Source organism: Streptococcus sp. HMSC034B05 (genome assembly GCF_001809055.1).
GTDB lineage: Bacteria > Bacillota > Bacilli > Lactobacillales > Streptococcaceae > Streptococcus > Streptococcus constellatus.
Genome location: NZ_KV795627.1, coordinates 186163 through 195062, shown reverse-complemented (window position 1 = coordinate 195062; position 8900 = coordinate 186163). Strand labels below are relative to the sequence as shown.

At 39.1% G+C, this 8900-nt stretch carries 17 protein-coding genes; all 17 read right to left on the bottom strand.

Annotation, left to right across the window (positions count from 1 at the left end; all coding sequences use genetic code 11):
• Positions 1 to 259 (bottom strand): 50S ribosomal protein L17 (gene rplQ, locus HMPREF2542_RS09355; protein ID WP_070484755.1); only part of this gene is annotated, 259 nt, incomplete at its 3' end.
• Positions 260 to 270: 11 nt separating this feature from the next.
• On the bottom strand, positions 271 to 1209 hold the full coding sequence (locus HMPREF2542_RS09350; protein ID WP_003071316.1) for a DNA-directed RNA polymerase subunit alpha: 939 nt from the start codon (positions 1207 to 1209) through the stop codon (positions 271 to 273).
• 44 nt (positions 1210 to 1253) lie between these two features.
• A complete protein-coding gene (gene rpsK, locus HMPREF2542_RS09345) occupies positions 1254 to 1637 on the bottom strand; it encodes a 30S ribosomal protein S11 (protein WP_001118385.1) in 384 nt (127 codons plus the stop codon).
• A 19-nt stretch (positions 1638 to 1656) separates the two neighbouring features.
• Positions 1657 to 2022 carry a 30S ribosomal protein S13 gene (rpsM, locus tag HMPREF2542_RS09340; RefSeq protein ID WP_002262317.1) on the bottom strand — a complete coding sequence of 122 codons (366 nt, stop codon included), beginning with the start codon at positions 2020 to 2022 and terminating at the stop codon, positions 1657 to 1659.
• Positions 2023 to 2037: 15 nt separating this feature from the next.
• Entirely contained in the window at positions 2038 to 2154 is a 117-nt protein-coding gene (gene rpmJ, locus HMPREF2542_RS09685; RefSeq protein WP_001808836.1) for a 50S ribosomal protein L36, read from the bottom strand.
• A 24-nt stretch (positions 2155 to 2178) separates the two neighbouring features.
• Positions 2179 to 2397, bottom strand: coding sequence for a translation initiation factor IF-1 (gene infA, locus HMPREF2542_RS09335; RefSeq protein WP_001029883.1), 219 nt, complete (start codon positions 2395 to 2397; stop codon positions 2179 to 2181).
• A 116-nt stretch (positions 2398 to 2513) separates the two neighbouring features.
• Entirely contained in the window at positions 2514 to 3152 is a 639-nt protein-coding gene (locus tag HMPREF2542_RS09330; RefSeq protein WP_058669927.1) for an adenylate kinase, read from the bottom strand.
• Positions 3153 to 3395: 243 nt separating this feature from the next.
• Positions 3396 to 4703: a preprotein translocase subunit SecY gene (gene secY / locus HMPREF2542_RS09325; protein ID WP_003071319.1), complete on the bottom strand. Its 1308-nt coding sequence runs from the start codon at positions 4701 to 4703 to the stop codon at positions 3396 to 3398.
• A 12-nt stretch (positions 4704 to 4715) separates the two neighbouring features.
• Entirely contained in the window at positions 4716 to 5156 is a 441-nt protein-coding gene (rplO, locus tag HMPREF2542_RS09320; RefSeq protein WP_003071320.1) for a 50S ribosomal protein L15, read from the bottom strand.
• A 160-nt stretch (positions 5157 to 5316) separates the two neighbouring features.
• Entirely contained in the window at positions 5317 to 5499 is a 183-nt protein-coding gene (gene rpmD / locus HMPREF2542_RS09315; RefSeq protein WP_058669928.1) for a 50S ribosomal protein L30, read from the bottom strand.
• Positions 5500 to 5512: 13 nt separating this feature from the next.
• Positions 5513 to 6007 (bottom strand): 30S ribosomal protein S5, encoded by a 495-nt coding sequence (gene rpsE, locus HMPREF2542_RS09310; protein ID WP_006269137.1) that lies wholly within the window; start codon positions 6005 to 6007, stop codon positions 5513 to 5515.
• Positions 6008 to 6025: 18 nt separating this feature from the next.
• A complete protein-coding gene (gene rplR, locus HMPREF2542_RS09305) occupies positions 6026 to 6382 on the bottom strand; it encodes a 50S ribosomal protein L18 (protein ID WP_003040651.1) in 357 nt (118 codons plus the stop codon).
• A gap of 81 nt (positions 6383 to 6463) precedes the next feature.
• Positions 6464 to 7000 (bottom strand): 50S ribosomal protein L6, encoded by a 537-nt coding sequence (gene rplF / locus HMPREF2542_RS09300; protein WP_003071322.1) that lies wholly within the window; start codon positions 6998 to 7000, stop codon positions 6464 to 6466.
• Positions 7001 to 7194: 194 nt separating this feature from the next.
• Positions 7195 to 7593, bottom strand: a complete 399-nt coding sequence (gene rpsH, locus HMPREF2542_RS09295; RefSeq protein WP_003071323.1) for a 30S ribosomal protein S8 — start codon at positions 7591 to 7593, stop codon at positions 7195 to 7197.
• Positions 7594 to 7761: 168 nt separating this feature from the next.
• Positions 7762 to 7947 carry a type Z 30S ribosomal protein S14 gene (locus HMPREF2542_RS09290; RefSeq protein ID WP_001085699.1) on the bottom strand — a complete coding sequence of 62 codons (186 nt, stop codon included), beginning with the start codon at positions 7945 to 7947 and terminating at the stop codon, positions 7762 to 7764.
• 17 nt (positions 7948 to 7964) lie between these two features.
• On the bottom strand, positions 7965 to 8507 hold the full coding sequence (gene rplE, locus HMPREF2542_RS09285) for a 50S ribosomal protein L5 (RefSeq protein ID WP_003071324.1): 543 nt from the start codon (positions 8505 to 8507) through the stop codon (positions 7965 to 7967).
• A 23-nt stretch (positions 8508 to 8530) separates the two neighbouring features.
• The gene (gene rplX, locus HMPREF2542_RS09280) at positions 8531 to 8836 is read right to left on the bottom strand and encodes a 50S ribosomal protein L24 (RefSeq protein ID WP_003071325.1); all 306 of its coding nucleotides are present in this window, start codon (positions 8834 to 8836) and stop codon (positions 8531 to 8533) included.
• Positions 8837 to 8900: the final 64 nt, after the last annotated feature.

Sequence of the window (8900 nt, the reverse complement as noted above, 5' to 3'; positions counted from 1 at the left end):
CAGTAGTTGAAGTATATTTTGCTGTTTCTTCATCATAGTTTTCTGATGCAATTTCATTACGTACATAAGCTGCTGCTTGACGGCGTGCATGCAAGTCTCCTCGTTTACCCAAGGTAATCATTTTTTCTACTGTTTTACGGATTTCTTTTGCACGAGCTTCTGTCGTCACGATTGATTCATTGATAATCAAGTCAGTGGTTAAATCGCGAAGCATTGCTTTACGTTGTGAGCTAGTGCGTCCTAGTTTACGGTAAGCCATGTTTTCCTCCTTTATTTATCGTTTTTTAATCCAAGACCGAGATCAGAAAGTTTTACTTTTACCTCTTCAAGACTCTTCCGTCCTAGATTTCTTACTTTCATCATTTCAGGTTCAGTTTTTTCTGTCAAATCAAATACAGTATTGATACCAGCTCGTTTCAAGCAGTTGTATGAACGAACTGATAAATCCAATTCCTCAATTGTACGATCTAACACACGATCATCTGAAACTTTTTCTGTTTCTTTCATTACATCGGTAGATTTTGCCACTTCAGTTAAATTAGTGAATAAATCCAAATGTTGCGTTAAAATACGCGCAGAAAGTCCCAAGGCATCTTCTGGAATAATCGTTCCGTCTGTCATGATTTCAAGAGTTAATTTATCAAAACCATCATTGCTACCAACGCGAGCTGGTTCAACTTGGTAATTAACCTTTTTCACCGGCGTATAGATTGAATCTACCGCAAGCGTTCCTACTGGTGCATCATCTTTTTTATTTTCATCAGCCGGCACATAACCACGACCTGCATTTACAGTCATAATAGCTTTTAAGCTAGCGCCTTCACCGATTGTAAAAAGATAATGATCAGGATTTACAATTTCAATATCACTATCTGTCAAAATATCACCGGCAGTAATTTCTGCAGGACCTTCAACATCCAGTTCAATCGTCTTTTCGTCTTCGACGTAAGATTTTACAGCAATCCCTTTGACGTTCAGAATGATTTGCATCACATCTTCACGGACACCTGGAACTGTATCGAATTCGTGCAATACACCTTCAATATTGATAGATGTTACAGCAGCACCTGGTAGAGATGCAAGAAGTACACGACGAAGTGAGTTCCCAAGCGTTGTACCATAACCACGTTCTAGTGGTTCTACTACAAATATGCCGTAGTCTTTATTTTCATCAATTTTTGTTATATTTGGTTTTTCAAACTCAATCATTTAGTTACTCCCTCTTAAACGAAAAGCAGTGTAATGGTTTATGATTATACACGGCGACGTTTTGGAGGACGAGCACCATTGTGTGGCACAGGAGTCACATCACGAATAGCTGTTACTTCAAGACCAGCGGCAGCAAGAGCACGAATAGCTGACTCACGACCAGAACCTGGACCTTTAACAGTAACTTCAACTGATTTAAGACCGTGTTCTTGTGCAGATTTTGCAGCAGCTTCAGATGCCATTTGGGCAGCAAATGGTGTAGATTTACGAGAACCTTTAAATCCAAGAGCTCCAGCAGATGACCAAGCAATTGCATTACCGTGCACATCAGTAATCATAACAATAGTGTTGTTAAATGTAGCGTGAATATGAGCAATACCAGATTCGATATTTTTCTTCACACGACGTTTACGTGTTGGTTTAGCCAAGACTTTTTACCTCCTTATATTATTTTTTCTTACCAGCAATCGCAACAGCTTTCCCTTTACGAGTGCGAGCGTTGTTCTTAGTGTTTTGTCCACGTACAGGAAGTCCACGACGATGACGGATTCCACGATATGAACCGATTTCCATCAAACGCTTGATGTTTAAGTTTACTTCGCGACGAAGGTCACCTTCAACTTTGATAGCATCAACTTCACGACGGATAGCATCTTCCTGATCAGATGTTAAATCTTTCACACGAATATCTTCTGAAACTCCAGCAGCAGCCAAAATTTTCTTAGAAGTTGGAAGACCGATACCGTATACATAAGTAAGTGAAACAACTACACGTTTGTCATTTGGAATATCAACTCCAGCAATACGAGCCATTTTTTCTCCTTTCTATTATCCTTGACGTTGTTTGTGTTTTGGGTTTGCTGGGCAAATTACCATAACACGACCATTACGACGAATAACTTTACAGTATTCGCAAATTGGTTTGACCGATGGTCTTACTTTCATTTTTTATCCCTCCAAGTATTTCGATTATTTAAAGCGGTAGGTGATCCGTCCACGTGTCAAATCATATGGACTCATCTCGACAGTAACACGGTCTCCCGCTAAAATACGAATATAATTTTTACGAATTTTACCAGAAACTGTTGCCAAAATCTGATGTCCATTTTCAAGTTCAACCGTAAACATTGCATTTGGCATGGTATCAACAACCTTGCCTTCAACTTCAATCACATCGTCTTTTGCCACGCAAAAGCACCTCCCTAAATTTCGATTCGTTCCTCTGGACACAGAGGTAACAATTATAAGTCAGACTAATTCATTGTATCACTACTTGTCAAATATTGCAAGCTTGAAAAACGCTTTTATTTCAAATTCATCAAGACTTTTTCGATGTCAGCAAAGACTGCATCAATTTCTTGGTTACCTTGAATATCGTGAACCAAACCTTGAGCGCGATAATGATCAATAATCGGCTGACCTTGTGCAATGTTGACATCCAAACGACGTTTCACTGTTTCAGGTTTGTCATCTTCACGTTGGTAATAATCTTCTTCATTATAATCTGCTGGTGGATTAAATACTTTATGGAAAGTTTCTCCCGTTTTTTTATGAATAATCCGTCCACTCAAGCGCTCTAGTAGACTATTCGGATCTACTTCAATATTGACAACCCCATCCAAAACAAGACTAAGGGCAGTTAATATCTCATCCAACGCATGAGCTTGCTCAATGGTGCGTGGGTAACCGTCTAACAAAAAGCCTTTTTCTTTAATATCATCTTGTGATAGTCGTTCTTTGACAATTCCATTGGTCACTTCATCAGGTACTAATTCGCCTTTGTCAATGTATGATTTAGCAAGTACACCCATTTCAGTTTGGTTTGCCATAGCTGCACGAAACATGTCTCCCGTTGAAATATGTGCAACACCAAATTTCTCAACGATTTTGGCTGCTTGTGTTCCCTTGCCTGCGCCTGGCAAGCCCATAATCAAAAGATTCATAATCCTTCTCCTTTTTTGTTTTTAAACAAATCTATTAATTAACAGCATTTCATAAACTTATTTAAAAACAAAATAGAAAGAGTGGGACAGACTTCAGAAAATCTATGATTTTCGATTTGCTCTCCCACCCCGCAACATAGTTGATTCAAGATGAAAACAAAAGCTCATTTTCATCATCAACCATTGCGTTCGTTATTTAACGCAAATTTCTTTTCAAGTTAAAATATCTTTCTTTGCTTTATTCTATTCTGTTGTATTCATAAAGCCAGTATATTTTCTCTTTAGAAGATAACCTTCAAGTTGTTTCATCCCTTCAATACCAGTCGCAATAATAATCAACAAACTAGTACCACCCAAAGCAACAGCATCTGTCAATCCAAATAAATCTTTTGCTAAAATCGGTAAAATCGAAATAAAGCCTAAGAAAAGTGAACCAACTGTTGCCAAGCGACGAAGCAGCTTGGACATGTATTCTTCTGTACCTTTACCCGGACGGACACCATGAATATAGGCACCGCTCTTTTGCAAATTTTCCGCAGTTTTCTCTGGATTGATTTGTACAAATGTATAGAAAAATGTAAACAAAATAATCAAGAGAGCATACATTGCGATGCCGCTGACTGTCGTCGTCGCAAACAACGACTGCGCCACTCGAACCCACTGTGTATTGTGACCTGTAGCTGTCAAAAATTGGAAAATAGCTGCAGGTGCGGCAGTAATCGAACTTGCAAAGATAACAGGAATAACACCTGCTGGGTTAACTTTCAAAGGAAGGTAAGAGCTAGAAGGTGCCCCTTGAGCTATCTTGGTATACTGGATTGGAATTTTATATTCTGCTTGTTGAACGAAGGTTGTAAAGTAAACAATGAGTAAAACAGCTATAATCAGAATAGTAACAAAAATGATAGATGAAGTAATACGGCTGCTTGGTACATTGACAAAGTAGTCTACATATATACTTTTAATCATTCCTGGGATTGCTGCTACGATACCTGCAAAGATAATCATAGAAACACCATTACCATACCCTTTATCTGTAATTTGCTCCCCTAACCAAGTCACAATCATAGAACCCGTTGTTAAAAGAAAGCCAATTAGCAAATAGGTCTGCCAATTAGGTGTTGCTACTAATTTTGCACTCGATAAGGTATGGAAACCTGCTGTAATACCAATAGATTGAACAAATGCCAAGACTAAGGCAATATAGCGCGTCGCTTGATTTAACTTTCTTCGTCCAACTTCACCTTGTTTCCCCCATTCTACAAACTTAGGTAAAATATCCATTTGGAGTAGTTGTACAACAATGGATGCGGTAATGTATGGACTTACTCCCAATGCAAAAACTGAAAAATTCCGCAATGCATTACCTGAGACAAGACTAAGCATGTTTAGAAAGGAAAGCCCATTAAGAGCTTCTAAGCTTTTTGCATTAACACCTGGAACAGTAATCGTTGTACCAATTCGAAATACTAATACAATAAAAATTGTAAAGAGAATTTTAGAACGAACCTGTTTGATTTTTAATGCATCTTTTAATAGTTTAAAAAACATAGGTCACCTCACTTAGATGACTTCCACTGAACCACCTTTAGCAGTGATAGCTTCTTCGGCTGATTTAGAGAATCTAGCTGCTTTAACAGTCAATTTCTTCGTCAATTCACCATTACCAAGAATCTTAACACCAGATTTTTCAGCTTTTACAATACCTGCTTCAACGAGAACAACTGGTGTTACTTCTGTACCATCTTCAAAGCCATTCAATTGATCAAGGTTAACAATTGCATATTCTTTACGATTAATATTTAAGAAACCACGTTTTGGCATACGACGGAACAATGGTGTTTGTCCACCTTCAAAGCCAAGACGAACTTTTCCACCACTACGAGCTTTTTGACCTTTTTGACCGCGGCCAGAAGTTTTACCATTACCTGATGAAGTACCACGACCAACACGATTGCGGACTTTACGAGAACCTGTAGCAGGTTGTAATTCATGAAGTTTCATTATTATTTTCTCCTCTTTTGTAAAATGCTAGCGCTCGCAGCAGGGAAAAGGTGTCCCTACTGCAAACTCGCCTATACACATATTTAGTTTTAGGGGCTGAGAAATTTCTCCCATCCCCTAATTTATTTTCAAGTTAAAGTTTTGCAGCAAAAATTTTTGCTTACTTTACTTCTTCAACAGTTACCAAATGAGAAACAGCTGTAATCATACCACGAACGGCAGCATTGTCTTCTTTGATAGCTGAGCTGTTCAATTTGCCAAGTCCAAGTGCTACAACAGTTTTACGTTGTGACGGGATGCGTCCGATTGGAGACTTAGTCAAAGTAATTTTAATTTGAGCCATGTTATCTCCTTTCTTATGCCAAGTCAGAAACTGAAATACCACGAAGGGCAGCAACTTCTTCAGCGCGTTTTAATTGTTTCAAACCTTCAACAGTTGCACGAACAATGTTGATTGGAGTGTTAGAACCAAGCGATTTAGATGTTACATCTGCCACACCTGCCAATTCGATAACGGCACGAACGGCGCCGCCAGCAGCAACTCCAGAACCTTCTACAGCTGGTTTCAACAATACTTTAGCTCCACCAAATTCTGAAAGAACTTCGTGAGGAATTGTTGTGCCAACCATTGGTACTTCAATCAAATTTTTCTTCGCATCTTCAACTGCCTTGCGAATAGCTTCTGGTACTTCTTGAGCTTTACCAGTACCGAAGCCTACACGACCATTACGGTCACCGACAACTACAAGAGCTGCAAAACGAAGACGACGTCCACCTTTAACAACTTTAGTAACACGGTTAATCGCAACTACGCGTTCTTCAAGTTCAACTGCATTGTCTTTAAATGCCATTTTCTAGTGTCCTCCCTATTAGAATTTCAATCCGTTTTCACGAGCTGCATCAGCCAAAGCTTTTACACGTCCGTGATAGAGATATCCACCGCGGTCAAACACCACTTCAGAAATACCTTTAGCAACTGCACGTTCAGCAACGAGTTTTCCAACAACAACGGCTTGTTCAGTCTTAGTTCCTTTTGAAACTTCTTTGTCAAGAGTTGAAGCGCTTGCGAGCGTTACACCCGCTACGTCATCAATTACTTGAGCGTAGATGCCTGTATTAGAACGAAAAACGTTCAAACGTGGGCGATCAGCAGTTCCAGAGAGTTTTCCGCGAACGCGACGATGGCGTTTTTGGCGGACTTTGTTTTTATCTGGTTTCGAAATCACAATTTTCACCTCTTAATTTTATTGTGTGCCTAAGCACAAAGTTGGAAATAATTATTTTGGTTGAAGAACAACCGTTTAACATTATTTACCTGTTTTACCTTCTTTACGGCGAACAAATTCACCAACGTAGCGGATACCTTTACCTTTATATGGTTCTGGAGCACGCAGACTACGAATGTAAGCAGCAGTTTGCCCTACTACTTCTTTTGAAATTCCACTTACAACAATAGTCGTTGGATTTGGAAGTTCAAAAGTAATACCTTCAGGAGCTTCTACTTCATCTGGATGCGATTTACCAACTGAAAGCACAAGCTTTTTCCCTTGAAGTTGAGCACGGTAACCAACCCCGCGCATTTCAAGTTCTTTCTTGAAGCCTTCTGAGACACCATGAACCATGTTGTTCAAAAGGGCACGAGTTGTTCCGTGAATTGTTTTCATTTCTTTTGTATCGTTTGGACGGTGAAGTGTTAATTCTGTTCCTTCCACACGGATTTCAATATCTTTTGAGAACGTACGAGTGAGTTCTCCTTTAGGTCCTTTTACAGTTACTACGTTGTCCTTGTTGGTCAATTCAACACCAGCAGGCAATGGAATAACTTTATTACCAATACGTGACATGTTATTTTTCTCCTGTTAGATTATCAAGCCGCAAAGCGACTAGTTTTCACGGGGTTAAAGATACTTATTGTGTTCAATAGCTAAATTGAACACGCTCTAAGAACTGTGCAAAATAGATAAGTTGGCTGGTTTGTAAACAAACTGCTCCAACTTCCTAATTTTGCTTTGTTCTTTACGAGCTTTGTATCTTAATTTTACCAAACGTAGGCGATTACTTCCCCACCAACATTCTTTTGACGTGCTTCCTTATCGGTCAACAAGCCTTCAGATGTTGAAATGATTGCAATTCCAAGTCCATTTAAAACTTTTGGAAGATCTTCACGTTTTTTATAAACACGAAGCCCTGGAGTTGAAATACGTTTCAAACCAGTGATTACTTTTCCACCGTTTTGATCGTATTTCAAGAACACACGAATAACACCTTGTTTGTCATCTTCAATGTACTCAACGTTTTTCACAAAACCTTCGCGTTTAAGAATTTCAGCAATTCCTTTTTTAATATTTGAAGCAGGTACTTCCAACACTTCGTGTTTTGCTTGGTTCGCATTACGAATACGTGTTAAAAAGTCTGCAATTGGGTCAGTCATAACCATTTTTATTTTCTCCTCTTACTAGTAGTTTGAAGCTTTCACTTGCTAGTTAATACATGATACAGAGAGCGCGACAGCTTTGGCCAAAAAGACCAATTTGCTTTGGAGCATCGCTCCTGCATCAAACTTCCTATTTTTACTGCGTTCTCTTAACGCTCTCACATCATAATATTACCAAGATGCTTTGGTAACGCCTGGAATTTGTCCTTTGTATGCTAATTCACGGAAGCAAACACGGCAAAGTTTAAATTTGCGGTAAACAGAATGTGGACGACCACAACGTTCGCAACGAGTGTAAGCTTGCGTAGAGAACTTCGCTGGGCGTTTGTTCTTAGCAATCATTGATTTTTTAGCCAATTTATTTACCTCCTAGATTATTTTGCAAAAGGCATTCCAAGGCCTGTAAGCAATTCACGTGATTCTTCATCGGTGTTAGCAGTTGTTACGATAACGATATCTAGACCGCGTGTCTTATCAACATCATCAAAGCTAATTTCTGGGAAAATCAACTGTTCTTTCACACCAAGTGTATAATTTCCACGTCCATCAAATGATTTTGTTGGAACTCCGTGGAAGTCACGAACACGTGGAAGCGATACAGTAACCAATTTATCCAAAAACTCATACATACGTTCACCACGAAGAGTTACTTTAGCACCGATCGCTACACCTTCACGAAGACGGAAGCCGGCGATTGATTTTTTAGCTTTAGTAATAAGTGGTTTTTGACCTGAGATCAGAGCAAGCTCTTCAGCAGCTTTTTCAAGATTTTTAGCGTTTGAAACAGCGTCACCAACACCCATGTTCAAAACGATTTTATCCACTTTTGGCACAGCCATAACAGATGAGTAGTTGAACTTTTCAGTCAAAGCAGGAACTACTTCATTAAGATATTTTTCTTTTAAACGATTAGCCATTATACTTCTCCTTTCCTTCGTGATTAGTCAAGCACTTCGCCTGATTTTTTATTGTAACGAACTTTTTTGCCGTCTACAAACTTGTAGCCAACACGCCCTGCAACACCATTTTTGTCCAACACTTGAACGTTAGATACATGGATTGGTGCTTCTTTTTCTACGATAGCACCTTGAGGATTTTCATTATTAGGTTTTTGGTGTTTCTTGATGATGTTTACACCTTCAACAACAACTTTATTTACCTTTGGAAGTGCGGCAATGACTTTGGCTTCAACACCTTTGTCCTTACCAGCAATCACGCGAACTTTGTCGCCAGTTTTTACAAACATTGGTTTCTCCTTTGATTTCTTACGCCTTGATAGGCACCCTATCTAATCAAAGATAGGGGACTTA